25 protein-coding genes and 1 tRNA gene are annotated in these 25,476 nt (G+C 53.5%); 20 read left to right on the top strand and 6 right to left on the bottom strand.

Annotated features, from left to right (window positions below):
• Positions 1-10: 10 nt before the first annotated feature.
• Positions 11-658 carry a response regulator transcription factor gene (locus HMPREF0733_RS03235; RefSeq protein ID WP_013397953.1) on the bottom strand — a complete coding sequence of 216 codons (648 nt, stop codon included), beginning with the start codon at positions 656-658 and terminating at the stop codon, positions 11-13.
• Positions 659-788: 130 nt separating this feature from the next.
• Here HMPREF0733_RS03235 and HMPREF0733_RS03230 point away from each other — a divergent pair, with 130 nt between their 5' ends.
• From HMPREF0733_RS03230 to HMPREF0733_RS03165, 14 genes are all read left to right on the top strand, one after another.
• Positions 789-2,270, top strand: a complete 1,482-nt coding sequence (locus HMPREF0733_RS03230) for a sensor histidine kinase (protein ID WP_244864816.1) — start codon at positions 789-791, stop codon at positions 2,268-2,270.
• Between the two features lie 245 nt (positions 2,271-2,515).
• A complete protein-coding gene (locus HMPREF0733_RS03225; RefSeq protein ID WP_013397951.1) occupies positions 2,516-3,022 on the top strand; it encodes an asparaginase domain-containing protein in 507 nt (168 codons plus the stop codon).
• A 163-nt stretch (positions 3,023-3,185) separates the two neighbouring features.
• Entirely contained in the window at positions 3,186-3,764 is a 579-nt protein-coding gene (locus HMPREF0733_RS03220; protein ID WP_244864814.1) for a peptidase, read from the top strand.
• A 151-nt stretch (positions 3,765-3,915) separates the two neighbouring features.
• Positions 3,916-4,866, top strand: a complete 951-nt coding sequence (locus HMPREF0733_RS03215; RefSeq protein ID WP_041321602.1) for a hypothetical protein — start codon at positions 3,916-3,918, stop codon at positions 4,864-4,866.
• Positions 4,867-4,924: 58 nt separating this feature from the next.
• Positions 4,925-5,671 (top strand): hypothetical protein, encoded by a 747-nt coding sequence (locus tag HMPREF0733_RS03210; RefSeq protein ID WP_041321601.1) that lies wholly within the window; start codon positions 4,925-4,927, stop codon positions 5,669-5,671.
• Between the two features lie 99 nt (positions 5,672-5,770).
• Complete coding sequence (locus tag HMPREF0733_RS03205) at positions 5,771-6,736, top strand: hypothetical protein (RefSeq protein WP_041321599.1); 966 nt, start codon at positions 5,771-5,773, stop codon at positions 6,734-6,736.
• A gap of 138 nt (positions 6,737-6,874) precedes the next feature.
• A complete protein-coding gene (locus HMPREF0733_RS03200) occupies positions 6,875-7,486 on the top strand; it encodes a hypothetical protein (protein ID WP_004005686.1) in 612 nt (203 codons plus the stop codon).
• A gap of 237 nt (positions 7,487-7,723) precedes the next feature.
• On the top strand, positions 7,724-8,551 hold the full coding sequence (locus HMPREF0733_RS03195) for a hypothetical protein (protein ID WP_041321598.1): 828 nt from the start codon (positions 7,724-7,726) through the stop codon (positions 8,549-8,551).
• Positions 8,552-8,716: 165 nt separating this feature from the next.
• A complete protein-coding gene (locus HMPREF0733_RS03190; protein WP_041321595.1) occupies positions 8,717-9,451 on the top strand; it encodes a hypothetical protein in 735 nt (244 codons plus the stop codon).
• 94 nt (positions 9,452-9,545) lie between these two features.
• Positions 9,546-10,391 carry a hypothetical protein gene (locus tag HMPREF0733_RS03185; protein ID WP_041321593.1) on the top strand — a complete coding sequence of 282 codons (846 nt, stop codon included), beginning with the start codon at positions 9,546-9,548 and terminating at the stop codon, positions 10,389-10,391.
• 345 nt (positions 10,392-10,736) lie between these two features.
• Positions 10,737-11,270 carry a hypothetical protein gene (locus HMPREF0733_RS03180; RefSeq protein WP_041321591.1) on the top strand — a complete coding sequence of 178 codons (534 nt, stop codon included), beginning with the start codon at positions 10,737-10,739 and terminating at the stop codon, positions 11,268-11,270.
• Between the two features lie 306 nt (positions 11,271-11,576).
• Positions 11,577-12,461 (top strand): ATP synthase subunit B family protein, encoded by an 885-nt coding sequence (locus tag HMPREF0733_RS03175; RefSeq protein WP_244864812.1) that lies wholly within the window; start codon positions 11,577-11,579, stop codon positions 12,459-12,461.
• Positions 12,462-12,621: 160 nt separating this feature from the next.
• Positions 12,622-13,389, top strand: coding sequence for a hypothetical protein (locus HMPREF0733_RS03170; protein WP_041321589.1), 768 nt, complete (start codon positions 12,622-12,624; stop codon positions 13,387-13,389).
• Positions 13,390-13,561: 172 nt separating this feature from the next.
• Positions 13,562-14,269: a cation:proton antiporter family protein gene (locus tag HMPREF0733_RS03165; protein ID WP_013397939.1), complete on the top strand. Its 708-nt coding sequence runs from the start codon at positions 13,562-13,564 to the stop codon at positions 14,267-14,269.
• A 104-nt stretch (positions 14,270-14,373) separates the two neighbouring features.
• Here HMPREF0733_RS03165 and HMPREF0733_RS03160 read toward each other — a convergent pair whose 3' ends face one another.
• Positions 14,374-15,033, bottom strand: a complete 660-nt coding sequence (locus HMPREF0733_RS03160) for a DedA family protein (protein ID WP_013397938.1) — start codon at positions 15,031-15,033, stop codon at positions 14,374-14,376.
• A 359-nt stretch (positions 15,034-15,392) separates the two neighbouring features.
• Between HMPREF0733_RS03160 and HMPREF0733_RS03155 the strand changes: the two genes are divergently transcribed.
• From HMPREF0733_RS03155 to HMPREF0733_RS03130, 6 genes are all read left to right on the top strand, one after another.
• Positions 15,393-17,525, top strand: coding sequence for a RecQ family ATP-dependent DNA helicase (locus HMPREF0733_RS03155; protein ID WP_013397937.1), 2,133 nt, complete (start codon positions 15,393-15,395; stop codon positions 17,523-17,525).
• A 54-nt stretch (positions 17,526-17,579) separates the two neighbouring features.
• Positions 17,580-18,110, top strand: coding sequence for a tRNA adenosine(34) deaminase TadA (gene tadA / locus HMPREF0733_RS03150; RefSeq protein ID WP_013397936.1), 531 nt, complete (start codon positions 17,580-17,582; stop codon positions 18,108-18,110).
• 368 nt (positions 18,111-18,478) lie between these two features.
• A complete protein-coding gene (locus tag HMPREF0733_RS03145) occupies positions 18,479-19,402 on the top strand; it encodes an ABC transporter ATP-binding protein (RefSeq protein ID WP_013397935.1) in 924 nt (307 codons plus the stop codon).
• A 2-nt stretch (positions 19,403-19,404) separates the two neighbouring features.
• Positions 19,405-21,969: a YhgE/Pip domain-containing protein gene (locus tag HMPREF0733_RS03140; RefSeq protein WP_013397934.1), complete on the top strand. Its 2,565-nt coding sequence runs from the start codon at positions 19,405-19,407 to the stop codon at positions 21,967-21,969.
• A gap of 9 nt (positions 21,970-21,978) precedes the next feature.
• Complete coding sequence (locus HMPREF0733_RS03135) at positions 21,979-22,629, top strand: TetR/AcrR family transcriptional regulator (protein ID WP_004005669.1); 651 nt, start codon at positions 21,979-21,981, stop codon at positions 22,627-22,629.
• A 225-nt stretch (positions 22,630-22,854) separates the two neighbouring features.
• Positions 22,855-22,941, top strand: a tRNA-Ser gene (locus tag HMPREF0733_RS03130).
• 83 nt (positions 22,942-23,024) lie between these two features.
• Here the strand turns inward: HMPREF0733_RS03130 and HMPREF0733_RS11360 are convergent.
• The 4 genes from HMPREF0733_RS11360 to HMPREF0733_RS03110 form a co-directional block, all read right to left on the bottom strand.
• Positions 23,025-23,840, bottom strand: coding sequence for a hypothetical protein (locus HMPREF0733_RS11360; protein WP_013397933.1), 816 nt, complete (start codon positions 23,838-23,840; stop codon positions 23,025-23,027).
• Positions 23,830-23,970 (bottom strand): peptide methionine sulfoxide reductase, encoded by a 141-nt coding sequence (locus tag HMPREF0733_RS11355; RefSeq protein ID WP_244864811.1) that lies wholly within the window; start codon positions 23,968-23,970, stop codon positions 23,830-23,832. The genes HMPREF0733_RS11360 and HMPREF0733_RS11355 overlap by 11 nt, the downstream gene beginning before the upstream one ends.
• Positions 23,971-24,035: 65 nt before the next feature.
• Complete coding sequence (locus HMPREF0733_RS03115; protein ID WP_115333536.1) at positions 24,036-24,674, bottom strand: hypothetical protein; 639 nt, start codon at positions 24,672-24,674, stop codon at positions 24,036-24,038.
• 115 nt (positions 24,675-24,789) lie between these two features.
• Positions 24,790-25,434, bottom strand: a complete 645-nt coding sequence (locus HMPREF0733_RS03110; protein WP_013397930.1) for a hypothetical protein — start codon at positions 25,432-25,434, stop codon at positions 24,790-24,792.
• Between the last annotated feature and the right edge of the window lie 42 nt (positions 25,435-25,476).

Genomic DNA, 25,476 nt, shown 5'->3' with positions numbered 1-25,476 from the left:
ACCGAAAGTATCACCCATTCCGCAGCAGATGCAGTACGGCCTGCACGCGGCGGGCGTTGCTGTTCGTATCGGGTAGGTCGAGCTTCGCGAAAAGGGTGTTAATGTGCTTCGCCACGGTCTTTTCCGCCACGAACAGCTTCTCAGCAATATCGCTGTTTGACAGACCCTCCGCCATGAGGGTCAGCACCTCAAGCTCGCGGGAAGTCAGCCTCTCCAAGCGCTGCTGCACCGCCCGATGCTCCATTAGCTCCTTGAGGGTCTCCGGGTCTACCACCACGCCACCTGCGGCAACCGCCTTGACCGAGCGCACAAACCCGGCATCGTCAAACACCCTATCTTTCAGCAGGTAGCCGGTGCCCAAACCGCCGTCCATATGCAGCTCATCCACATACAGGCGCTCTACATACTGCGAAAGAATCAGCACCGGCTGCCCCGGAATCTGCTTGCGAATCTGAACCGCCGCGCGCAAACCCTCATCCGTGAAGGTCGGCGGCATGCGAATGTCGATCAGCGCAACATCCGGGCGGTGGGTGAGCACCGCATCCGTGAGCGACGGCCCATCATCCACGGCGGCAACAACCTCAAAACCGTGGCGGGTAAACAGGTTCTCAAGCCCCTGCCGGAGCAAAAACTGGTCTTCGGCTATGACGATGCGCATCCGCCCTCCGATACAACATTGCGGAAAAAGGTGGTGCCAGCACCCATGACGGAGCCAGCTCTTCGGTGACACTATTAATTATATGGAAACGCAACCACACCACCACGGATTACCGACAGGAGGCGGCACGATGCCCACCGAAAACGTTGCCGAACCGATCCTGCGGATGTACACAGACCCGCAGTCGAGTTCCGCGCCCCAACCCAGCTCCAAACCTCAGCCCGGTTCCGCGCCCGCACGCCCGGAGTCAGTCAACCCGGATTCAATCAGCTCACGACCTTCCTATCTCAAACCGCTGAGCACCCAGACATCTGGGCGGGACTACAATCCGCCCGGGCGCGGGCAAACTATTCTTCTCATGGCGGGTATTTTCATTCGTGCCATCTATGAGGTCTATGTTTTTGCTCTTTTCTGCGTCGTCATCAGCCTGTGCCTGGTGGGGATTGGCTTCCTGATCCTGCCGTTCATGCTGAACTGGATGAAATTCAATGCAGAGGCAGAGCGCAATACCGCACGCCACCGTGCCGGAGTCGAGGTGATCGGCGGGTACAAACCCGTAGAAGGCGGTAAATACTCGATCAACCCCCGCAAAAGCCTCGCCCGGCTGGGCGATAGTCTGGTGCTGCGCGATATTCTCTGGCACTTTGTAAATGTCTTTGTGGGTACATTCCTTGGGATTTTACCAATCTTGCTATTCCTCAGCGGTGTGTGGGGTGTTGCGCTCATGATGGGGCAGCATTATTTCGCCCCTTTGTTTGACGTTGATCCCGGCGGACCACACTACATGTTCCTTGATATGACCACCCCCAATGCGTACTGGTATGCCGGAATCATGGGTATTATCCAGATCCCGTTGGCGTTCATCATCGCCCGACCTCTGCTGAAGGCCTACGGCTACTGGGTTCAGCCTGTGCTGGGGCGCCCCTCCGAACTGGTGCTGCGTGAGCGTATCAGCCACCTGACCGACACCCGCAACGATGCCCTGGATTTTCAGCAGGACGAAATCTCACGCATCGAACGTGACCTTCACGACGGGGTTCAGGCGCACCTGGTCTCTATGGGCATGACACTCAACGAGGTTGCCGCACTCATGAAAGAAGACCCCGAACGCGCCCAGCAGATGCTTTCCCAAGCGCAGAACAGCTCGGTGACGGCCCTGCAGGAGCTGCGCGGCCTGGTGCGGGGTATTCGCCCGCCGCTGCTGGCGGACCGCGGGCTGAATGAGGCAGTGCGCTCGCTGTGCGCCAGCACCTCGGTACCGACTACATTTACGAGCACGCTGACCGGGCGCCTGCCCGAACCGCTGGAGACCGCGCTGTACTTCGCGGCGGCGGAGTTGGTGACGAACGCCGTCAAACACGCGAACGCCCAAAATATTACCGTGAGTATCACGCAGGGTAAATCGCTCATTATGTTGGAAGTGCAAGATGACGGCACCGGTGGTATCCCACAGGATGCGCTGGGCAGCAAAGCATCCGGCGGCTTGGAAGGCGTTCGCCGCAGGCTCGCCACCTTCGATGGGGAAATGTTCGTCAGCAGCCCCGCGGAAGGACCAACGTCGGTGCGAACGATCGTGCCGTATGCCGCACCTACGGCGGAGCAAAATTCGTGAGTGCTGTCTTCAGGCACAACCGCTAACCACCGCGATAAGCGCATGCTATAAGGCTTACCCACCCGGGCGGACTCCTCCTCCACGCCCGGGTGGGTATTTTACGCCCGCCAATGACACGCGGCCCAACACCACATTTTCGTGCCCCATAAGGCATGAAGAAATACCCGTCAATGCCCTAGAATATATGCGGTACCGGGGCAAAGATACACCCCGGCGATGTTTCAGCCCCTAAGGAGCCCGCGCCCATGAGCACCATCAAAAACCCGGACGTTATCACTATCCTGGCAACCGGCGGAACTATCGATAAGTTCTACTCGGTGGCGGGCACCCTCGATATTGGCAAGCCTGCCGCGCACGATGTGCTGTCGAGAGTGCTCACCGATATTCGTTTTGATATTCGTGCGCTCATCGGCAAAGACAGCCTGGATATGACCGACGAAGACCGTGCCGAACTCGTTGCCGCCCTCAACGCGATTGAACACGACCAGGTTCTCATCACCCACGGGACCGACACGATGAGCGAATCCGCCCGATACATCGCCGAGCACGCCGAGCTGGGGTCAAAGGTTGTGGTGCTGACCGGTGCCATGCAGCCAGCGGTCATGGCGCATTCGGATGCGGGGTTCAACCTGGGGGCTGCGATTTCCGCGCTTAACCTGCTGGAACCGGGCGTTTACATCAGCATGAGCGGCCGAATTTTCCCGGCGCACACCGTGCGTAAGGATCGTACCCGCGGGATTTTCGAGGGATAAACTCTGAAATTTTTGCTGCGTTCTGCAAGCTCTTGGTGACGCTTCAGTAAATAGGGCGTAAATTTCAGCGTTATCTCAGTTTCATCTCGTACCGTAGTATTGAGTGCTTTCTCGATGGCGCCTCCGGCAGTGCTTCACAATGCCAGCGGCAGACAGGGTACCTATGAGCGAACAATATAACCCGGGTTTTTGGGATCAGGCTTGTTCCACGCCGCCACCCGTGCGGCGCCTGTATCTTGTCCGCATGCTTTTCCTCGTGGTGCCTGCACTGACGCTGGTGTATTTTTTCGAGGCTATCGGGCTTGACCCCATCGGCGCGGTTCCCCTCATGTACCTGTCTTTGCACGGCTGGTTTGCGGTCGCGTATGCGCGCAATAAATCTATGGGTCTCGTCATGGTGGGAAACCTGCTCAGCGCCTTGGCGGCATCCGTTATAACCGGATTTTTCGCCTATATTTTGGTGTTTATTCACGGGCCAAGAACCCTGTGGAAACTCCTGGGAGGCTCGTACCCCATTCTGACCATTTGGATTATGGCGTCCTTCGTGATCGAGATTTTATGCTCCCTCATATTCGTCTTCCTGATCTTCCGCAGGTTCCCCTCCCGTGCCGAACGTGAAGCCCAAGAGACTCGCGATCTGTCACAAGAATCTTCCCCGCCTGAAGACCAGGCAGTCAACGACCATACGCTGACTAAGGCCGAAGCACAGAGCACCCACCGCACAGACTCGGATATACCATAATGAGTTCCTGAGCTTATCCGCTCCCCAACGTGCCATGATTGCAGCCGTTACTCCTTGCAAGCGTGGTAGTGTATGACATAACCCAACGTTGGTGTAGCGAGGCACCCGCGCGCCGGGCTACACAGAAATTACCGGTAATGAGGATGTATATATGAGCACAGACCCCATGAAAAACGATAATTCTTCCCGTCAGTCTGAGGAACCTAGAACTGCGCCGCAGGAATCTTCGGCGACGTCGCCTGTAGATGAGCATTCGGGGGACAGCACCGCACATAAAACCGATGGAACCGGCGGCGCATCGCAGCACGAACATAGCGGTCACGCCGCAAAGTCGGCTCCTTTATCCGAGGATAAACAAAATCCCAACAACTCCGGCAACACCCAGAACCAGCAGACTCCTCCGTCAGCACCAGGGTATGTCGGGTTGCAACCGGGCTATCCTGCGCCGAGTCCATCGACGCCTCCAAATCCCTATGCGAATCCGCATGTCGTACCCGGATATTCGGGATATGCAGTGCCGAGCCCAACCGCATACCCGTACACTGCATATCCTGCAAACCCGCACGATGAGATTGTCCGCAAACGTTCGCTGATGTACCTGCTGCGCCTGTGTATTGTGGGTGCTCTTATTGCGATCGGTATTGTTGCGACGACTTTCAACCTTATCGGTGCGATCATCGAACTTAGCGACTGCGGAACCGGCAGCTACTCATGGAGTGAATACTCGCAGCGAGTATGCCGTGAGGATAACACCTCAGCAATCACGGGGGCGTCGATTTTCCTTGTCATTTTAATCGCGTACCCGATATGTCATATTTTTGGGCTGCTTGCCGTTAGGAAAAATCAGCACCACGTGAGGGTGCTTGTCATTAACATTATTGGCATTGTGCTTTCGTCTTTGGGGATTGTGCTTGCTGGTTTAATGCTCTTGGGCGGTATAGCCATGATAACGGCGTTTGGATCCTCGGGATTACTCGCCATTTTTATCATATTCCTCGTGGCTGGGGCAGTACCCGTGGCAGAGCTTATTTTCTCGATTATTTTCGTCCGGCATGCCTCGTGGATGAACCATAAGGACTACTTCACGAAACCCGGTGTATAACCACTGCGGGGTGCCCCACCGTGCCTCATTCGAGTTGTCTTGGTGTGAAAGGTAAAATGTGGCTCACGAGCCGGTAGAAAACGTATCTGGCAATAATTCTGATGTACAGCCGACGGGGCGGGGTGCGGAACACCACGTGGCGCATCCAGCCTTGTCGGCGGGTTATCCAATGCAGGGTCAGCCTGGTGTGCTCGCTTATGCAGCACCCCAGAACCCCTATACTGTCGGGTCTGCAGCGTACGGTGTGCCGGGTACCTACGGGTACTCTGGTGCATTATCGACGGGTCCTGATAATTCCGAGATCAGAAAATATGCATCAATATATCTGGTGCGTCTAGGTATTGTAGGTGCGCTTCTTGCCCTGTATGCGATGGGTATTATTTCAGGTATTAATGACACGTTTGATTTGTGCAAAGAGGCATTGGATCAGGATAAATGCCTTTCACGTGAACGTATAGTCATTGTGCCCGGGTATATTTTAGTAACGCTTATCGCGGCCTTTCCAATCTGCAATATTTTTGGCTGGTTAGCCGTTAAAAATAACCGCCACTATCTGCGGGTGCGCGTTATCAACATTATTGGGATTGTGCTTTCAGCCTTGGGAGCTATAGGAGGAGCCCTAGTTTTACTCCCGACAGTAGAAAACGTGGTGACCTGGGGACATACCGTGGATAAAGGGGCGCTAGTCTCCCTAGTGGCGACGGTTGCACCTGCGGTTGATTTAGTTTTCTCGATTATATTTGTAGTGTATGCATCGCGCATGAAACGAGGCATATATTCCCCGAAGAACCCCTATCAACCGTGATAGGGTATGCGTAGATAAAAAACTCACTCGGCTTCGGGAATTTATCTTCCGAAAAAAGCCGTATGTATCTTTGAGATATATGGGGAGGAGGAAACTGCTGTGGATCACGAATCTCGTGCGCATGATGCCGATGCGTTTCCTTCTGCCCGCATGAACGCCGAAGACTCCCCTCGGGACGAAGCCCCGCCGGCTGGTCAGGATGCGGTGCCCACCCGCTACACGGCACCGATTCGCCACGCGGTTCCGGCAGCGCCGCCCGCATACGCCCTTGAGCATGCACGACAGAATTCGGGGGAGCCGGAACCAGCCCCACAGCCACCGCAGCCCAAGAAACAGGGCGCGGTTCGTCAGGCGCTTCGGGCAGCTACGAAACCGAAAACTGCCGAGCCTCAGGCACCTCAGGATGCGCCTGCCCCACGTTTTATTCCCGCTCCCACGCCGACGCCGCCAGCGCCTAGTTCTTCGGAAGTATCCGCTGCATCAAAACCTGCCCCATCACAAACCTCGCAAGAGGTTGAGCAGGATGTATCGCCGCGACGGAATAGTATTCCACATCAGGCATATACGCCGAAGAACCCGGATCGCGCATTCTCTCAAATGCAGGCAGGCCTTGAAACAATAAATGCACGACGACGTTCTCTGAACATCACCATTGGTGTCCGGTTAGCAGTGCTCGCTCTCTTGGGGATTTTTGAAGGCGCTATTATTGCACGCTACACCACCAATATGGGGTGGGGATTCTGGCTGATTATCACAATCTACGCCGTTGTTCAGGTATGGCCGTTAGCGCGTCCGCCCAAAGACGCTTCGGACGCATCCGTATATTCCGTGTGGGGAATATTTTCGCTGATCTGCTTTATCGGTGTTGGACTGGTACTTTCACCCATCACATTCCTACTTCTCGTCTTGAACTGGGATGGTATTTCACTGGGTCTTGACCCCATGATTGTACTCTGCGCGCTGGGTGCTTTATGGCTTCTTGAAATCGCATTGCTGAGTGTAACCCTGTATAAGTTCAATACTCTGCGTGCGATACTTGCTCGCCCAACATTGAGTATTCGCTAGTCTTCGTAAACATCTGTACGGGACGCACCGTATGGTTGCGCGACATGATATGACATGCGCGGCGGTGTTGTATCTGTCTCTTGCTGGCAAACCTTGCTAATCTAACACTAGAAACCAGTACGAGAGGGGAAAACCCGGGTGGAAAACCAGCCAGAGCATCCGCATGACGATCGGGCCACGGTATTAGTGTCGAAAATATCGGGCAAGCCTATAAGGCCCCTTCAAGTGTCTCTGGCAGCCCTCATCATGACGATATTTATAGGGATGTGGGCGTACATTCTGATCTCGTATATCGTCTGGGTTGTTACGGTGCCGCTGCAGGGCGTATCGCTCTGGGAATCAGAAACTTTTCTGACGCTCAAAGACCAGCTTCCCCTCGTATTTTTCATGATGGCAACCTTCGTGCTGATGGCGCTTCATGTGGTGGTGTTATTTGCGTATTTACGCGGGCATAGGTGGGCTGCGTATGTGCTGACTGCCTCCTTGCTGTTGGGAATGCTCTGCACCTTTATTGTGCTCTTGCTGGTGGGCGTTATCATGGCCGGTCTTAATGGGGCTCCTATGGAGGAAGTAGAGTTCCTCTTAGATTCCAACTCGTCGCCGCTTTATGTGCCTCTTTATGTGGGTATGCCGTATCTTGTGATGAGCGTTATTGCTCTTGGACTGATCTGGAGCCGTGCCGCCCGCGAATATATGCATGCGCGAAGCCTATGGCGTGCCGAGCAGCGTGAGGACTCCCTGATGTTCTAAACCACCCCACAATATATTCTCTATTTGGAATATATGCAGGTGAGAGAGTATTTTGAGGGTGATGTGCTAGATGTTTTCCGATCTGGTGCGGTACCTTTTGTATATCGCAGAAAACCTGCTGAGAAATATTCCACATATGGAATACGGGTGTAAATACTGCAAACCGCCCTTGAGGTCGGCTACTCTCAGAAATAAGTTCACAGTTCTATTGAGCTAAAACCTCAAGGAGAATCGCCGATGACCAACCACCCAAACCCTACTTCAGGAGACCCCTCACCCCAGCAACCTTCAAACCCTTATGTGCAGCATTTGCAGCAGCATATGGCGGTGGGGCAGGGGCAGAATCCTACAGTTCCCCTTCAGGCTGCCCCTCAGGGCACATATGACAATAACGCGGTTAAGATTGAAAAACCTGTACGAACATTCGTACTGACGCTGGTTCTTGTGGGTGCTTTGGCATGCATCGCGTTACGGATCATAGAGTATCTGGTCAGTGCATCGTTAATGAACGAGGCGGCACGCTGGGTAAGCTCCCAACAGTATGCAGAGAATATTGATCGCGAGGCCATTGCGGTTCCCGCATTTTTACTCTCGGGCGCCCAGGCAGCCTTTCTGCTGGTATCTGTTTTCGTGTCTTCGTGTCTTTATCTGCTCTTCGGCTGTTTCGCATATGTGGGGCGGAATTGGGCGCGTATTATGCTGACAATTATTGCCGTTATCGGGATTATTATGAGCGCCTTCAAATGCTGGGCTTTTAATACCGCACAGACAGGTATTGAAGGGATCTCACAAAATCCACAGGTACAGGGGTATATGAGGGTGCTCGTGATTCTATACGCTGCCCTCTGCGCGGTTAACCTGCTTACGATAATTGTGATGTGGCTTCGCCCGGCTAATCGTTATGTACGCAAACTCAAGGCATATCGGCTGGCGCGTTTAATGGAACAGACTCAATATCAGCAGGTATATGCATATCACGTTGTTCAGCCAGGTTACTATGCGGGTCAGCAGCCAGGAGGTTACAACCCCAATACCGGGCAGCAGTATCCCGGGCAGCGGTCGTAGACGAACAGATTGTGATCGGCAGCTAGGGCGGCGGCAGAATCTAAGCCGCCAAGGTTCAGTTCATAAGAGAACCACAATGCTGGTGTTCAAAGAACTTTTTAGTATGCTCAAAAGAGTATTCACGTAACACTATAAATTTCATAAAACCCGTGTAAGGACTGCACCATGACATATTCTGCCGCGCCTATGCCGGAAGGCACGCCCTCGTATCAGCCTCATATGGCAGCATCGAATCCGGGAGGTCTCGCTGCCGCCTTTAAGGAGCCTAAAAGACCTACTTTTGTTTTTGTCTTCGCAATTTTTACCGCTACCGTGTGCCCAATCCTGCGTTTTGTGGAGTATGTCCTAACGTCTTCATATTTGAGTGAGGCTTTTAAATGGCATCAATCGCGCACATACGTACCTGCGTATGGTGATATGTCTCTTGAGCAGATGAAATCTGGAATGTTTGCACAGGCGCAGCTAAACTCAACGCTCACATTCCATTTTCTTTCCGTACTGACATCTGCTCTGCTTTATATTCTTTTTGGGCTCGTCGTGAATAGTGGAAAAAACTGGGGTCGCATTCTGCTGACTATTCTTGCCTCCTTGGGCGTGCTGATGAGTGGTATGAGCGCTTTGGGGCAGGCTTATACGATGTCCGACCCAGAGGCGCCGGCTTTTGCGAATGCGCAGGGGTATTTAGGGGCTCTGGTGACCGTATATATGTTACTTTTCTTGGCGAATATATGCCTGGTTGTTCTCGTGTGGATGCCGCCTGTGAACGTGTATATGCGGAATACTAAAGCCTACTGGAAAGCTAAAGAAGCGCTTGAGGCGGGTAGTAAGAGCTACGCCGACCGGTTTGCGGCTCAGACGGAATTAGCCTCGGAAGAGCAGACTAAAGGTACAAACTCATAGCCCAGATACTAGGCAGTGTGAGCGCTTTCCGCTATTCTCGAAAAGAAGCCCAAAGCGGTGCTTCACCCCGTTATAACCGTAAGGACTATTGTCGATGAATGAATACCCCAAGCCCGCCAGTCCAGACCCCCGGCCACCGCAAGGTCCGCAGACATCAGGTGCATACTCAAACCAGCCGCAGAATCAGTATGGACAGAACCACCCTGTAAACCCGCAGATCTCGCAGCCGTATATGCAGAATCCGGCACATCAGGTGGCACCGTCACCATCCACGCCGCCGGAATCAGCCGCTAAACCGAAAATGTCGATTCTGCTGCTGTCTGTCCTCATCTTGGCGATCTTGATGCCCATCTTACGCGTCATCGAATACGGCGTTATGGCCTCTATGGTGAGTAGCCTGATGGAAGCGCTCCGTCAATCGTTGGGGGAGAGCGCTTATCAACAGTTTATTGCTAAACCGGAATTTTATGAACTTCGAGATATGCAGGTCGGTCTAGTAGGCCGTTTTGTTTTTGGTATTTTCTTCAGCATCATCTACATTTTTTTCGGAATTTTTATTTTCCTGGGATACAACTGGGCGCGTATTGTTCTGACGGTTTTTACAGTGTTGAATACGCTCTTAGTCATGCTTTTCCTGATGGACTCGATCGTAGGCTACAACGAGTTTGCCAATTTTACGGATCTAGTGGATCTTCGGAGTCAAGCTTTCGGACTTGTCATCATCTATATCTCCATTTTGGTGGTGGGTCTTCTGCCCCTGATTCTGATGTGGCTGCCGCCCGCGAATAGGTATGTTCGCCAGCGTACTTCGGTGCGGCGGGCGCGAAACCAGGCCAATAGCCCCTACGGAATGCCGCAGCCCTATGCATATCCGGCACCCGCGCCGCATCCGGGGCAGGCACCGGGGAATCAGCCTCCTTCTGGAGGGCAGCAGCTTTAGCTCCCTGAGGATATAAGAGTTTTACCTCGTGAGGGTGCTGCGACATATATTTCATATATGTCGCAGCACCCTTTTTATAACTGATCTCGTTGCGCGTAAATAATTTCTTGTATGCCCATAAAGCCTTTATTTCTGGGCATCTGACCGATAAATAATGAAACTATAAGCGCCTTAAACCTACGCTTTTCAATATTAAAACATAGTGCAAAAACCTAGAGATATTGTCATATTGCTTGATGAACCTGTAACGTGTGGTTTAAGGGTTGTGGAGGTTCTTCGTAACACTCAGCTAAGACCTTAGATACTTTCGTACAATGCCGCAGCCCTCTAGGAGGAATACCGCCAATGAGCTATGACAGTGCTGTACGCTCTGAATACTCCACAACAACACTGACCTCTGGGTATATGGGCGAAGAGAATATGGTGAATTATTCGCCCGTACCGAGAGCCTCTTTAGAGCGGCCTTATTTACCGCGTGCGGTGAAGATAGCCGCATGCGCCAGCATGATGATTGCTATTCTCCGCACCATATATTTGACGGCATCATGGAATTTTGAAAATTTTGCTCTGGGTAACGCTCTGACTATTGCTAACGTTTTCTTGCACATTATTCTAGGAATTTTTATTCTTCGGGGGTATGCGCTGGCGCGTGCTCTGCTGGTTTCACTCGCGCTGCTGACCTTGGGAACCTCTCTGCTGACTCTGAGCTGGCTGCGCCCCGCCGTTCCCGATATTCCGGGGTCATATTTGTCGGTTGTGGTGCTGAGCATGGCGGCACTGACGCACCTGGTGCTGTTAGGATTTTTGATGTTCCCCGCCAGCGTTACCCTGTATATGCGTGAGAGCAACGCCTACCGTCAGGCATGCGCGCACTGTTAGCCGTAGGTTCTGGGAGCCTATGTACAAGACATATCCGGGCTATGCTCCTGAGCTAACGGCAGCGTGGCCAGCATTTCTGAATCCGGGAGCGATGGTTTGCGGTCGCTGAAGGGTTTTTCCCGAATAAAATTCGAGATCGGGCGTGTCCAAAAATTCGTTGTATATGACGAAATATCATATTGAGCTCGGCGTGATTAAAAAATATTTCACGACATCGGTCAATAATGTATGACCTGAAACTAAGGCTCCGCTATGCTCATAATACAGCCGTTTAACACGGTAACCGAGAACAAAGGAGTACCACCGATGAGCGAGCAGCATAGACCTGACCCGGCTTTACCTCAAAATCCCCAGCCTTCCGGAGGCCAAGGCTACCCCCAACAACCCGCACCCGCCGGTCAGCCCATGTATGGGAACGCCCCCGCTCCCGCCGCTGAACTTCCTGAGAAGCCCGCGTACCGAGGAACCGTTGTCGCCGTTCTCATCGTGGGTATTATTGCGGCTCTTGTAAGTCTTGCGTGCTTAATTCTTGAGCTCACCGTGACCTCGAAATTCGCAGAATTCGCACGAGCAACCGATTTGGATCCTAAAAAAGATAATCCCTTCGACTTTGGCGTGAGGGCTTATATTGGTGCCGTTATCTCTATCGTTGCTTTCATCTACCTTTCTTACAAGGTTAAATACGGCGATAGGTCGAATTCCGCCACCCTGACTGTGGTTGCAATCGGTGCTTCTGCTTTTAACCTTTTCATCTTTTTGCCAAGGTTAGATGACGCGCGGGGTGTACAGGATCTTTTGCAGACGGACCTCATTCCGGAGAGGTTTGTTGGGTTCCTCAACTCCTACGTGTACGTGGTCTACCTGGGCATAGCGTCTGTTGCTGTTTTTGCACTCTTGATTATTCTTACCTGGATACCGCCGACAACAAAGTACATGGAGAAGGCTAAGGCCTACTACGACGCGCTTCACGGAAAGAACCAGCCCGTCGATGCCAGCGCTCTCGCCGTGCCCGTATCCGAGGGACAGGCACCCGCTGCACAGCATAACGCCCAGCATGTTCAGAATGGGCAGCAGGGGTATGGATATGACCCGCAAGCTCCTCAGAATCCGCAGGCTCAGCAGAATAATGTGCCGCAAAACCCGCAAAATCCCCAAGACCATCAGGGTAATAGCGGGTACAATCTGAATTAGAGATTGAAAATTTCATAGGTTTGATGCACTTCGTGCATGCCTAACAATGTTCGTCATGCACCTCAGGCGGGGGCACGACGAACATTCTTTTAAGGAACTCTCAACGATCGAAGTGAGAATTCCGCAGCCCAACCACAGAAAACATTGTTGAGGAGGAACCATGAGTCAAGATCCTTATGGTCAACAACCCCCATACCAGCCGCCGCATCCTAACGCGCCCATGCACCCAGCGATTCAATACGCACCCGTGCCAACGCAGAAACCCGAGCCCACTACCGTCGTCAAGATCGGCACCTACCTGATTTACGCCGTGGCGCTGTACATGATCATGCGAGCCATCGTTGGCTTAGACGATTTCGGGTTCCAGACATACCACACGGAGAACGGCAAGACGACCGAAGTAAACTCTTCGACGGGACTCGGCTATGTCATCAGTGCAATTTTTGCTGCGTTTACCATTCTCCTCGGATTCTTCTACTCTAAGGGCCACGGATGGGCACGCATTACCGCCCTTGTTCTGGGGATTATCGGTACCATTCGCGATCTGCTCTACTTCTTGCTCACCCTTCTCGCCCAGTCGCTGGTACAGTCCGTTACATCTCAGATGGATGGTGCGCAGCAGGTATCTATAAGCCCTGCTGTATACATAGTTCTTATATTGGGCATTATTTTGCAGATTGCGGTAGTGGTTTTCATGCTTCGTGGTGATGCCGCCCGGTACACGAGCGATAGCCGCCTCTGGCGCAGCTACCGGCAGGATCAGGGTCCGCAGCCCGTTCAACAGCCCACAGATTCCCAGCCTCAACAAGGATTCGGTCAGGCTGTACAAAACCCGCAGGCACAGAACCCGCAATCATGGTCAAACCCCGCACCGCAGAATCCTAATGACCGGTACGACGGTGGTAGTGATGGATACCGCCTGAACTAACCTACAGACACCCGGATGCGCCCTCAACAGCGCGAAAACGTTCGCCGTACACTACCATTGAAGTACGGCGAGCGTTTTGCGTTTTTGCACCATATATGAAGTGTTGCTGGCATGCATACGACTGCCGCAGACATAACACCGGTACACACGATAAGAGTCACCAGGACACACCATGAGCCAAAATCCCTATTATCAAGATCCGCAGTATCAGCCCTCATACGCCCAACAGCCTCAAGGACCTTATGGCCAGCCGTACCAGCCAGGGGCTTATATGCCTGTTCCAGAGAAAAAGCCCGAACCCAGCACGGTGGTAAAAACAGGTATTTATCTGATCTTTGGGTATGCGCTTTATACCCTGGTATCAAGTATTTACAACTCGGTAACCCTTCGAGACAGGATGAATGCCCTGCTCGAACAGCAGAAGAACCAGTACTCTCCGTATGGGAACTACAGTAGCGTCCATCTTTCAGACTCGGTGATAACAACGAGTATTGTTGTTGGCATTCTGATAGCCGTCATCATAGTCGCTCTTACGGTCGTTATCGGTTATTTTTACGCCAAAGGGCACACTTGGGCGCGTATTACAGCTTTGGTCTTAAGTAGTATTGGTACTGCATTCGGTGTGATTGCCCTGATCATGATCCTCACGGGTGCTGGCACAGGGTCGGTAAGTTATTCCCCGTATTCTACGATGAACGACCCTGTGTCAATTGGTATGACAATCTTCTCCACGGTTTTGCAGGGCGCCATTATCGTGTTCATGGTGCTGCGTGATGCTACGCAGTATACCGCTCAGAGCCGCATCTGGCGTATGTACCAGCAGAATCAGAGCGGTGTAAATCCCTACCAGCAGCAGGGGAACCAACCCTATAACTATTAGGGTATATGCTTTGATAAGAATATAAGCATATACAAGGGGGCGGCGAATACAGTCTGTATTCGCCGCCCCCTTATGCATACGCAGAGCTTTGAGATTTCGATGCTCTACTCGGCTGCCTCGCTCTTGCCTTTGGAACGGCCGCGCAGGTATTCAAAGGTCACGGGCAGAACCGAAACCAGTACAATAATGACCGCAAGCATCTCAATATTGTTGTGGATGAACTCGACACCACCCAACAGCACGCCTGCCATGCCAATAGAACCAATCCACAGGACGGCACCCAGGATGTTCCAGAGGTTGAACCTACGGCGTGGATACGAAGAAATACCCGCTGCCAACGAAACAAAGGTACGAACGATCGGTACGAAGCGACCTACAACAAGCGCGAAACCGCCTCGTTTAGCAAAAAATTCTTCCGCAGCGTGCAGGTTCTTGGTGCTCAGGATTTTTGCATCGTCTTTGAAAAGATTACGGCCATAGCGGGCACCCAGCTGATACCCGACCTCACCGCCAACTACCGCTGCGATAATGAGAACCGGGAAGGCCAACCAGAGCGACAGCCCCATGCGGTCGTGGAGCATACCCAGAGCGAAGATCAAAGAGTCGCCCGGAAGCACCGGAAACAGCACGCCCGATTCGATAAAAACGATGATGGCCGAAACCACCAGAACCCACGGACCGGTGCTGATCAGCACATCTTCAAGCTTGAAACCGAGGAGCCCCAGCGGCAGATGGGCAAGAAGTACGGGGATAAAAAAAACCATAGAAAAATCCTGAAATAGTCGAACACAAGGCACGCGCGGTGCTTGCACACAATCCTATGCGGTCTGCCTGAGAGACCACTAAGGCAAAAATATGTGGAAGCTATGAAGTGTCTCGCAATATTCTACCGGGATTCTTTGTGAGAAACGATTAAGAGTGTGAACCTGCCTCATGAGCTTGGCTAACTGATAGAATCATGGCGTCTATGCCCGATGAAGAATATAAAGGATAGTGAAGTCAGTACCCATATATTCCGTGACCGTTATAGTATTCCCAAACCTGCATGCACGAGGTAACCGTACAGCATGTGCGGAGCCTTGAAATCTGCCATGATGGGAGAAACCCCTCACAAAGGAACCCCATGCCAACACTCCATGAAAACGCCCAAGCCCTGCTCAGAAAGCTCACCGCAAGCCCGAATGCGAGCTTTCACCCCGGGCAGTTCGAGGCTATCGAGGCGCTTGTCACCGACCGCCGCCGCACCCTCGTGGTACAGCGTACAGGCTGGGGAAAATCTGCCGTGTATTTTATTTCGGCGCTTCTGATGCGTGCCCAAGGTTCCGGGGTTGCCCTTATTATCTCCCCGCTGCTTTCGCTCATGCGCGACCAGGTGCAGGCAGCCGAACGCGCCGGGGTTCGTGCCGCTACGGTGAACTCCGCTAACGTGACCGAATGGGAGGCAATACGCGCCCGCCTTGATGCAAACGATCTGGACGTTCTCCTCATTGGACCCGAACGACTCAATAACCCCGCATTTCGTGAAGAGTGGATGCCTTATCTTCAACCGCGGCTCGGTCTTCTGGTGGTTGATGAAGCGCACTGTATCTCCGATTGGGGGCACGACTTTCGCCCCGATTACCGGCGCATCGGGGCACTTATTCGTGAGCTCGATACGAACGTTCCCGTACTCGCGACGACCGCAACCGCGAACGAACGTGTAAGCCGCGATATTGCCGAACAGCTTGCCGCAGGCGCCAACCCCGAGGATGTTGTGGTGCTACGCGGTTCGCTCACCCGCGATTCGCTAAGGCTGGGCGTGCTGCAGCTGCCCGACGAAGCGCAGCGTCTAGGCTGGCTGGTTGAACACCTTGATACGCTGCCGGGCTCAGGAATTATCTATACCCTGACAGTATCCGCCGCCGAAGACACCTCCCGGCTGCTGCAAACCGCCGGGCACAAGGTTCTTGCGTACACCGGAAAAACCGATCCCGATGAACGCCGCGAAGCCGAAGAAGCCCTCAAAACCAACCGGGTTAAGGCGCTTGTTGCCACGAGTGCCCTCGGTATGGGATTCGACAAACCGGATCTGGGGTTTGTGGTGCATCTTGGGGCACCTTCTTCGGCGGTGAGCTACTACCAGCAGGTAGGCCGTGCCGGTCGCGGCACCGACCATGCGGATGTACTTCTGCTGCCGGGGCGCGAAGACCGCGCGATCTGGGAGTACTTTGCGACCGCATCCATGCCCAACGAACAGAACGCCTACGCCGTGTGTGAGGCGCTGGCGGATGAGCCCGATGGGCTTTCTATACCCGCGCTGGAGGCACGTGTACAGTTACGCCGAAGCACCTTAGAGCTTCTGCTCAAAGTACTCGATGTTGAGGATGCGGTGCGCAAGATCGGCTCACGCTGGTACTCCACCGGTACTCCCTGGAGCTACGATGCGCCGCGATACCGTGCCGTGGCGCAGGCGCGCGTTCGAGAGCAAGAGGCCATGCTCGCCTACGAAAGTACCGAAGGGTGCCGCATGGTCTTTCTGGCACGCGAGCTGGACGATACCACGGCGGCTCCGTGCGGAAAATGCGATAGGTGCGCGGGCCCCTGGTATCCCGAACAGGTCTCTGAGCGCGCCGTGCAGCAGGCTCAAGGAACCCTCAACGCGGTTGGCGTAGAAATAGCCCCGCGCGGCATGTGGCCTACCGGGCTACAGGAGCTCGCGGGAGAGAACGCGCCGAAGGGTAAGATTCCGTTGTCGGAGCGCGCCGAACCGGGTTACGCGCTGGCACGCCTCAGCGATGTGGGGTGGGGCAGCCGTGTGCGTGAACTTTTGGCGACCGACGAATCCGGAGAACCTCTCGATACGCCCGTTCCCCAAGCCCTCGGGCAGGCCTGCGTGCGGGTTCTTGCGGCATGGGACTGGGGCGAAACCGGCCGTCCCGAAACCGTACTTACGGTACCGTCTCCGGTGCGTCCCACGTTAGCGCGCTCGTTGGGGGAGGGGCTGGCCCATGTCGGTAAACTCGTGTATTTGGGCGAGGCTGAGCTGGCCGCCGAACCGCGTTTCTTCGGCGGTAACAGTGTTTTCCGATGCGCCGATGTCATGCGTTCCTACCAGATTCCGCCTGAGGTAATTGAGAGGCTGCGTGAGCATCCGGGACCTGTGCTTTTAGTGAGCGATATTGTGGATTCGCGCTGGAGCATCACCGTGTTGGCGCAGCGGCTGCGGGTGAGCGGAGCATCCGCCGTATACCCCTTCGCATTGGGTGTGACACACTGAGAATTGTATTTCTCATGAGGAATATATAGCTTTTGACAAGGACATATAGGCGATATGGAATATAACAATAGTGGTGTTCATGCTGGTGACGGCGAAGCCCTCAGTACCATTGCGACATTGGCTGAGCATGAACGCTGGATGCGCCTGGCTCTCGACGAAGGCAAGCGCGCAGCATGCGCCGGTGAGATACCTATCGGCGCAGTGGTGGTAAATGCCGAAGGCGAAATTATTGGCTCGGGGCACAATAGCCGTGAACACGATCATGACCCCACCGGGCACGCTGAGATCCACGCGATTCGCCAGGCGGCACAGCATCTTAAGACCTGGCGTTTGGAAGAGTGCACGCTCGTGGTGACCGTTGAACCATGCCTCATGTGCGCCGGGGCGATTCTGATGGCGCGCATACCCACGGTGGTGATGGGTGCTTGGGAAGAAAAAACGGGTGCGGTAGGGAGTCAATATGATGTGCTCCGTGACCGTCGTTTAGGGCTTGATGTGCAGGTTTACGCCGGGGTGCTGCGTGAGGAATGTGCCGAGCTGATGCGCACATTTTTTGAAGTCCGCCGCCCACAGCAAGGGGCCTAAGCTGCTGGGTATTTTTGCCTAAATTCCTTGTCTGCCCTCATAAAAGTCTCGCGATGTAATCAAGCGGTTTCCAACGTTTTATTCACATCACGAGCCTTTTGGTCGGAGAAGACTAAGGAGGACGATAGGGGGGGAAGCGAAAGGGACCGGTACGACTTCCTCCCCCCCCCTTATTTGAACGAAAATCGCTTTTTCTTTGAAAAATAATCCATAAATTTCAAAAATAATATCGGAAATCGTCAAAAAATGGTCATGTGCACTGTTTCTGCGGATCTACGATAGATGAGGTAATTCAGGGTCCTGCGTGCCACATAACGTGGAGACGCGCCAAGAATCCTGACACGTATTCATTTAAAGGTTCAGCACACATGTTAACCGCAGACGATATTTGGGCTCGGGGCCGCCATAAGGCACTCTTCGGCCGTACCAGCTTCACGGTGGAACGCGGCGAAGTCATCCTGATACAGGCCGACAGCCAGATTGAACGCACTTCCCTGAGCTTAGCCCTTACCGGGCGGCTGAAGCTCAGCGGCGGAACCCTCAGCTGGGATCACCGAAGTCCCGTCAGTTTGCACCACCTGCGCAGTATCTCTGACATTATTGATTCCCCAGAAGTTACCGCCCCCGAAGTGCATATGCGCGTGCATGATTACGTCTCCGAAATGCTCTCGTACTCTCTGCCATTCTTTGGTCGGCCCCGGGCGAGTCACTGGCTGGAGCAGAATGATTTAGGCGAGCTCGACAGGCTCTGGACCGAACAGCTTACAGGTGAGCAGAACATCCGTCTGATGAGCGCGTTAGCGGCGCATACCCGCTCCGATCTTCTGGTATTTGATACTCCCTCACGGCATCTGGACCACACCCGCATGTGGCTGCCGTATCTGCAGGAACTCGCCGAAAACGAAGACGATCCGCGTGCCGTGATCGCCGTAGTTCCGCATATTTCCGAAAGCTGGGACGGCAAAACTGCCGTGGTTGGTGACGCCCACGAAGACCTTGAAGAAACCCCGCAGGATGCGCGCGAGAGTATCCGCCTTACCGTCGCGCGGGAGGAAACCGAATCGTCCCTGGATGACCTGCTCGGCGGCGACTACAACGACGATCACGGTGACCCGAACGACCGCGAGACGCTAGAGGGCGAAGATCCGGACGAGAAGGTACAGACCGTTCGGTCACCGCAGGAAGACTCGGCGGCGAACGCATCCGAAGTATCCGAGCCTCTCCTCGAAGACCACGAAGAACAGCTCGAAGAATTATCAAACCCGAAGAACCCAGCAGAGAAGGAACAGTAATTGTGAGTGTATTTCGTGTTGCGCTCGTCGAACTTAAGCGTCTAACCTCCGGGGTGCTTCCGGTACTGGTGCTTCTTGCTATGTCGTGTATTCCGCTACTGTACGGTTCACTGTACCTGTACGGCAACTGGGATGCTTACGGGAATGTGAACGGTATTGTGGGCGCACTCGTGGTGGAAGACGAGGGTGCGAAAGATGCCTCCGGCAACGATCTAAACACCGGTGCGGATGTCAAAAAGAGCCTGCTGGATGCGGGAACCTTCGACTGGAAGAGCGTTGAGACCCGTGATAAGGCCGTCCAAGGCGTGAGCGACGGGACCTATGATTTTGCGCTCGTGATTCCGAAAGACTTCTCGGCCAGGCTCGTGAGTACCGGCTCGTTCAAACCTGATGAGAAAGGCAACACCGGTCCCATTAACCCGCAGGCCGCCGGGCTGGAAATCATCACGAACGACGCCAATAACTATGTGCTCACCAACATCGTGACGAAGGCGGGAACAGCCGTGCGGGATTCCGTGGCCTCCAAGGTGGGGGATAAGACGGCGAACACTCTGCTGGCAAGCTTCACGACCATTCACGGCAAAATGAATGAGGCAGCCGACGGCGCCGACAAAATCAACGCGAACACCGTCAAACTTTCCGATGCGATGACCCAACTCGCTGACGGAACCGGAACCCTCAACGATGGTGCCGTCAAGCTCGCGGACGGGTCTGAGCAGCTGGTGGATGGTTCCAGCAGGCTCATCGAAGGGCAAAATAAGCTCGCCGACGGTTCGTCCCAGTTGGCTGACGGCGCAGGCACCCTCAACCAGGGTGCCGGAAAAGTCAATGACGGTGCCATCAAGCTCGCGGACGGATCATCAACCCTGGCCAACGGTGCCTCTGACGCGCATAACGGCGCTTCCCAGCTGGCGGATGGCTCCGCAGCCCTCGCAAACGGCACCGGCAGCCTTAAGAAAGGCGCGAACGACCTCGCCCAAGGTGCCCAGCAGGTCGCCGACGGAACGCATTCGCTCAAGAATGCACTGGATCAGGACGGGGTGCGTCAACTTCCCGGAACGCTCACCGCCATGTGCCAAAACCTGAACTCGATCGACACCTCCGCCCCAAGCGGGGATTTTGGCACAGATCTGTCAAATACGGTGGTGTCTAAGGTTGCCGAAGATACCCGGCAGAAACTAGCGCCTCTCGTCGAATCCGGCTCCATCAGCCAGGAAACCGCCGACGCGATCGTCGCCAACATCAACTCCGAACAGACGAAATCGGCTGTAGCATCAGCGAACGATCAGGTACTCAAAAACCATCTGGCGCAGCACGGACAAGCCGGTTCAGATGTGTTGGCGAAGCTGCAAACCCTCAAAAACGACAACTGCGTGGCCACCGGGGAATCCGCTGCAGCGCAAAAACTCAGTACCCTGATTGACGGGGTGGATAAGCTCGATTCCGGCGCCACGGCGGTAGCGCAGGGTGCCGGAACACTGCGCGACGGCATCACCAAACTCGATTCCGGGGCAACCACCCTAGCGGACGGTTCAGCTAAACTCGCTGACGGCACCGGGAAAGTTGCCGATGGTGCCTCCACCCTCAATAACGGAGCAGCCCAACTGGCCGACGGCACCGGCGAACTCAAAAACGGTACCGGAAACCTGCACAACGGCGCACAGCAGCTTGCCGATGGCGAAAAAGAAGCCTTAGACGGCCAAAACAAACTGCACGAGGGCGCAACCACGCTGCAGGACGGATCATCTCAGCTGGCTGACGGCACCGGAAAACTCAACAGCAGCACCGGCCAAATCGCCGACGGCACGGGACAGCTCAAAGACGGAACCGGGCAGCTCTCCACCGGACTGCAAAACGGCACCCGCCAAATCCCCAACCTGAACGAAGAACAGCAAAAAGACGTAGCCTCCGTCATGTCCTCACCCGTGGACCTCGAACACAGTTCCCTAGCCAACGGACGTAATTACGGCGAAGGTATGGGACCGTTCTTCATGTGCCTAGCCCTGTGGATCGGCGGCCTGATGCTCGTGCAAACCCTGCGCCCGCTCAACAACCGTGCACTGGCCTCAAAGGCACCGACGGCGCGCATCATCCTAGGAAGCTGGCTGCCGTTCGGACTGATCGGTATCGCCCAGGCAGTACTCATGTTCGCGGCAGTGAAATTCGGGCTCGGATTCCAGATGGCGCATCCGTGGCTTGCCTTCCTCTTCCTCTGCTTCGTTGCAACGATCTTCACTCTGTTCATTCACGGCGTGGTGGTGTTCTTCGGCTCGCCCGGCAAGCTCATAGCCCTGATTATTATGATCCTGCAGCTCATCACGGCGGGCGGCACCATGCCCTACGAAACCCTGCCGCACGCCATGAGGTGGATGCACGACTTCTTCCCCATGGGCTACGCCGTCACCGGTATGCGCAGGCTCAGCTACGGCATCAACGAATCCAGCCTGATGCCGATCATGATGTACCTGCTGCTGTGGGGTGCCGTCGGTCTGGTGCTGGGGTACCTGGGAACCCGCCGTGACCGCATCTGGTCCCTGAAAAAACTAATCCCCGAAATCACGGTGTAGGGCCTTAGTATGGAGAGAACAGCAACCGCCACGAAGGGAACCATCCCCATGCCCGATACGCCGAACCCCGCACGCCGACCGGGCCGCACCGGCAAAACCCAACGCAAACTCTTCACCGCCACGATGGAGATCATGGAGCATCGGGGAAGCGCCCACGTGAGCATTGAAGAGGTCGCCCAACGCGCCGGGGTCTCCAAAGGCACCGTGTACTACAACTTCGGGTCGAAGAAAACCATGATTGACCGGCTTCTGCAATACGGCACGCACCTGCTCGTGGAGAGCATGAGCGAAGCTTCCGTCGCTCAGAGCGACCCGCGCGAAGGGCTGCGCAAAAGCATCTCCACGGCGCTCACCTATCTGCACGAACACCGAGGGTTCACCAGGCTCTGGGTGAGCGAAGTGTGGAAGGGGCTGGACGCCTGGACCGACTCAATGGTGGACAACCGCCAAGAAATCCTGGATTTCATAGAGTCGCAGGTACGCGCCCTGCGCAGCCGCTACACGATCGATACCGCCCAGGATACACGTGCGTTGGCGCTTTCTATTTTTGGTGCTACTTTTATGCTGGCGATGGACCGGGAGATACACGGGGTGCAGCGTAGCATCGAGGACTCCACCCGTGCGGTCATGCTGGTATTTGACGGCTATATTCGGCACTGACGGATGCGGCTTTCAGGCGATATTGGGGTGCACAGCCGCTATGGGTTCGCTCTTGACTGAAGGCTAACCCCCTGGGTGAGGAACTAAGATCCTCAGGCAGAATAAGCGGTATAACGCGCTTGTCGCTAAGGATTTGAGGGGCGTCCCCAACACCTTGGATGGAACCGAGCGAGGGGGTGGAGTTTTTGCCCCCTTGGGGCGGATGCGGTAGAATCATATCCTATTGGTGGTGTGTCCGAGCGGCCGAAGGTGCATCACTCGAAATGATGTTTGGTGTAACAGCCAACGAGGGTTCAAATCCCTCCACCACCGCATAGCTAAACCCGTCGGGTCTTAAAATTCTTAAGACCCGACGGGTTTTCTGCTGTGCACCTTGTGTATAGAAAGCTATAGGCTTAGGTGAGGACGAAGTTTTTAGCCCACGTGAAATCTCCCGATACGCTCTGCCTGATACGAAACTCAGGCCCGAAATCAGGACCACCAACAGGCCTGTACTCTTGTCCCACCCCGTCGTGGGCTAACCCCGAAACAGTGGGCACCTCCAACAGGCGCTGCACCCACAATTTTTCCCGAATATACTGCACAAGTATTTCAGCATCCTGAGTATTGTTCGGATCAGCCCAATACCCATAATCCAACCGAAACGCCACCTGAGAACCCAGATACCGGCACGGTTCTATATGCGGTTTAAACCGATACACCACCCCTGCGGTATCGGTCAGCTCAAAGAGCCCGTTCTCATCCCCTAATAGGGTGAAATAACTAGAGTCAATCTGCCAGTAGTGCAGCACCTGCTTACGTCCCCGGTTATTGACCCTCATGAGTTTCTCGGGCAGGATTTCCCGGTACGAGACCCTGCACACCCACAAACCCCACACAGCACCAGGAAGCCCCAGAACCAAAAACGTGAAATTGATCCAAATGACCGGTATCTCAGGTGATCCACCAGAGAGGACACGGTCAAAGAAGGATACTTGCATCAAAAGAATCAAAATAAGCAGTGCCCATAAGAGCATTTTGATAAACCACGAGGCTTGTAACCGCACCGACGCCAACACCCGCACCACAGCCCGAGGATCAGAAGTTTCTTCTACCACCTGCTGGGTTTTCTGCTCACGCTCACGCCGGCGCCCTTCAAATACTGCTGAGAGCCAAAACGTCCCCACCACAAAGACTAGGCAGAAGAGACCAAAGATAAGTTCACTGCTCATCAGCAGCTACCGTCCCTGATGTGCCGGTCTGAAGAGTAGCCCCGGGAGCTTCGGATTCCCCACGAGCATTTTTAATGGTGCCGCCATAGGTTTTCGCCCCAGCAGTGAACCCAGATTTGATGCTATTCACCCCAACCTTATGAATCAACTTCTGACCCTTCTCCTTAAGGACTAGTGGACTAGCGGGTGCATGTACTACTCTATCTTCTCGCACGGATATTCCAGCAGGTATAGAACACCAGAATTAGAACCAAGCGAGTCTTCTAGAGCTTTGCGATCAATACTTGAATCCAGACGAGGCCAACGACCCTCAGTGACACGGAAAGAAACATAGAACAGGAGCTGTTGCAAAGACATTCCAACAGGACGTACCACGACTTTTTGGCCTGTACTGCTACGTAAAATAAAACGATCCTGGTAAGGCTTAAGATTGTACTCTGCAATATTCATATAAGGAATATATTTCTTTCTGCCCATAAAAACCTTATATGTAATACCTTCATCATCAATAGTGATATATGAATATCTATAATTACGAAAAATATGTATAATAATCATGATATATATTACCAAAGGGGTCCATATCGGCCATACGGTCACAAATTCCAGTCCAGCATACAAATAAAGAGTTATATAGATATATACTATAAAGACAAAAAATATATATGATATAACAGCAGCAATTTTATGCACTATTTTAAGGCGATATGTCACCACATCTTCAAGCTTATAATAGTTTATTTTAGTAGTAACAAATTTAGAAGCTATCAATACCCCCAGCGAAGGTAGTACTGCAGCAACAAGAGGTATCATAAGCCTGATAATATCTGTCACTATTATCGCCTCCTTACCAGAATGTTTTTATTAATCTTATTATTATGAGGGTCATCCTGTTTATCTAAAAAGAATTTTATAGAGATGAGAGCATCCCCTGAGAATGCACCTTCTGCTATATTCTTTCCTCACTCTTGAAGGTAAGACCAGAGTAAGACATTACAAGGTCCTGTGTTTCCTCTAGATCGTCATAAAAACATTGGATTTTGTCTTGATCGTCTGAGTGATCATGCTGAGCCCAATACCCTGTTGTGAGACGGAAGGCAAGCTGAGGTATCAAAAGACCGGCATTAGTGAGTTTGGGATCGAAGCGTAATGTACCGTGCTGTGTTTTGAGTACCATCCAGGTCAGATCTCCCTCACGGGCGTAATACCGATATTTATGAATGTTTCGGTAGGTTGCTTGATATTTTTTACCCCATGTGTTCGACCATGAAAACCCTTCCGGGGTGGTCCACAGGTAGAAATTCTTTCGACTCAGGTAATAATAAACACCAGAGTACCACCCTACATTCATCGCTGGTAAAAATATAACTGTCCCAGGGTATTCTGGGATATAAATTCCTATGAGTGAAAGAATGATAACAGGGATAGACGATAGCAAAAGTATAATATTAGCAAGAATTCCTTGGAACTTATCTTTTGTGCCCCGGTACGGGTATTTCAAATTCCGATAATTCCAGTTCCGCTGAGCATATAGTAGAAATATACACGATATGCCGAAAAGAGCGAGGCTTCCTACCCCAAGAACCTGAATCATTTCTTTCCTTAAGTTTCTCAAATACCTATCGTAGAGTCGTGT

It is taken from the genome of Rothia dentocariosa ATCC 17931, assembly GCF_000164695.2.
Taxonomy (GTDB): Bacteria; Actinomycetota; Actinomycetes; order Actinomycetales; family Micrococcaceae; genus Rothia; species Rothia dentocariosa.
Note: the sequence above shows the minus strand (reverse complement) of the source record. Positions and strands in the feature narration are given on the sequence as shown.

What these genes read in the sequence shown, in the direction of transcription:
- HMPREF0733_RS03235 (WP_013397953.1), bottom strand. Translation starts at nt 658, where the DNA reads ATGCGCATCGTCATAGCCGAAGACCAGTTTTTGCTCCGGCAGGGGCTT.
- HMPREF0733_RS03230 (WP_244864816.1), top strand. Translation starts at nt 789, where the DNA reads ATGCCCACCGAAAACGTTGCCGAACCGATCCTGCGGATGTACACAGAC.
- HMPREF0733_RS03225 (WP_013397951.1), top strand. Translation starts at nt 2,516, where the DNA reads ATGAGCACCATCAAAAACCCGGACGTTATCACTATCCTGGCAACCGGC.
- HMPREF0733_RS03220 (WP_244864814.1), top strand. Translation starts at nt 3,186, where the DNA reads ATGAGCGAACAATATAACCCGGGTTTTTGGGATCAGGCTTGTTCCACG.
- HMPREF0733_RS03215 (WP_041321602.1), top strand. Translation starts at nt 3,916, where the DNA reads ATGAGCACAGACCCCATGAAAAACGATAATTCTTCCCGTCAGTCTGAG.
- HMPREF0733_RS03195 (WP_041321598.1), top strand. Translation starts at nt 7,724, where the DNA reads ATGACCAACCACCCAAACCCTACTTCAGGAGACCCCTCACCCCAGCAA.
- HMPREF0733_RS03190 (WP_041321595.1), top strand. Translation starts at nt 8,717, where the DNA reads ATGACATATTCTGCCGCGCCTATGCCGGAAGGCACGCCCTCGTATCAG.
- HMPREF0733_RS03185 (WP_041321593.1), top strand. Translation starts at nt 9,546, where the DNA reads ATGAATGAATACCCCAAGCCCGCCAGTCCAGACCCCCGGCCACCGCAA.
- HMPREF0733_RS03180 (WP_041321591.1), top strand. Translation starts at nt 10,737, where the DNA reads ATGAGCTATGACAGTGCTGTACGCTCTGAATACTCCACAACAACACTG.
- HMPREF0733_RS03175 (WP_244864812.1), top strand. Translation starts at nt 11,577, where the DNA reads ATGAGCGAGCAGCATAGACCTGACCCGGCTTTACCTCAAAATCCCCAG.
- HMPREF0733_RS03170 (WP_041321589.1), top strand. Translation starts at nt 12,622, where the DNA reads ATGAGTCAAGATCCTTATGGTCAACAACCCCCATACCAGCCGCCGCAT.
- HMPREF0733_RS03165 (WP_013397939.1), top strand. Translation starts at nt 13,562, where the DNA reads ATGAGCCAAAATCCCTATTATCAAGATCCGCAGTATCAGCCCTCATAC.
- HMPREF0733_RS03160 (WP_013397938.1), bottom strand. Translation starts at nt 15,033, where the DNA reads ATGGTTTTTTTTATCCCCGTACTTCTTGCCCATCTGCCGCTGGGGCTC.
- HMPREF0733_RS03155 (WP_013397937.1), top strand. Translation starts at nt 15,393, where the DNA reads ATGCCAACACTCCATGAAAACGCCCAAGCCCTGCTCAGAAAGCTCACC.
- tadA (WP_013397936.1), top strand. Translation starts at nt 17,580, where the DNA reads ATGGAATATAACAATAGTGGTGTTCATGCTGGTGACGGCGAAGCCCTC.
- HMPREF0733_RS03145 (WP_013397935.1), top strand. Translation starts at nt 18,479, where the DNA reads ATGTTAACCGCAGACGATATTTGGGCTCGGGGCCGCCATAAGGCACTC.
- HMPREF0733_RS03135 (WP_004005669.1), top strand. Translation starts at nt 21,979, where the DNA reads ATGGAGAGAACAGCAACCGCCACGAAGGGAACCATCCCCATGCCCGAT.
- HMPREF0733_RS11360 (WP_013397933.1), bottom strand. Translation starts at nt 23,840, where the DNA reads ATGAGCAGTGAACTTATCTTTGGTCTCTTCTGCCTAGTCTTTGTGGTG.
- HMPREF0733_RS03110 (WP_013397930.1), bottom strand. Translation starts at nt 25,434, where the DNA reads ATGATTCAGGTTCTTGGGGTAGGAAGCCTCGCTCTTTTCGGCATATCG.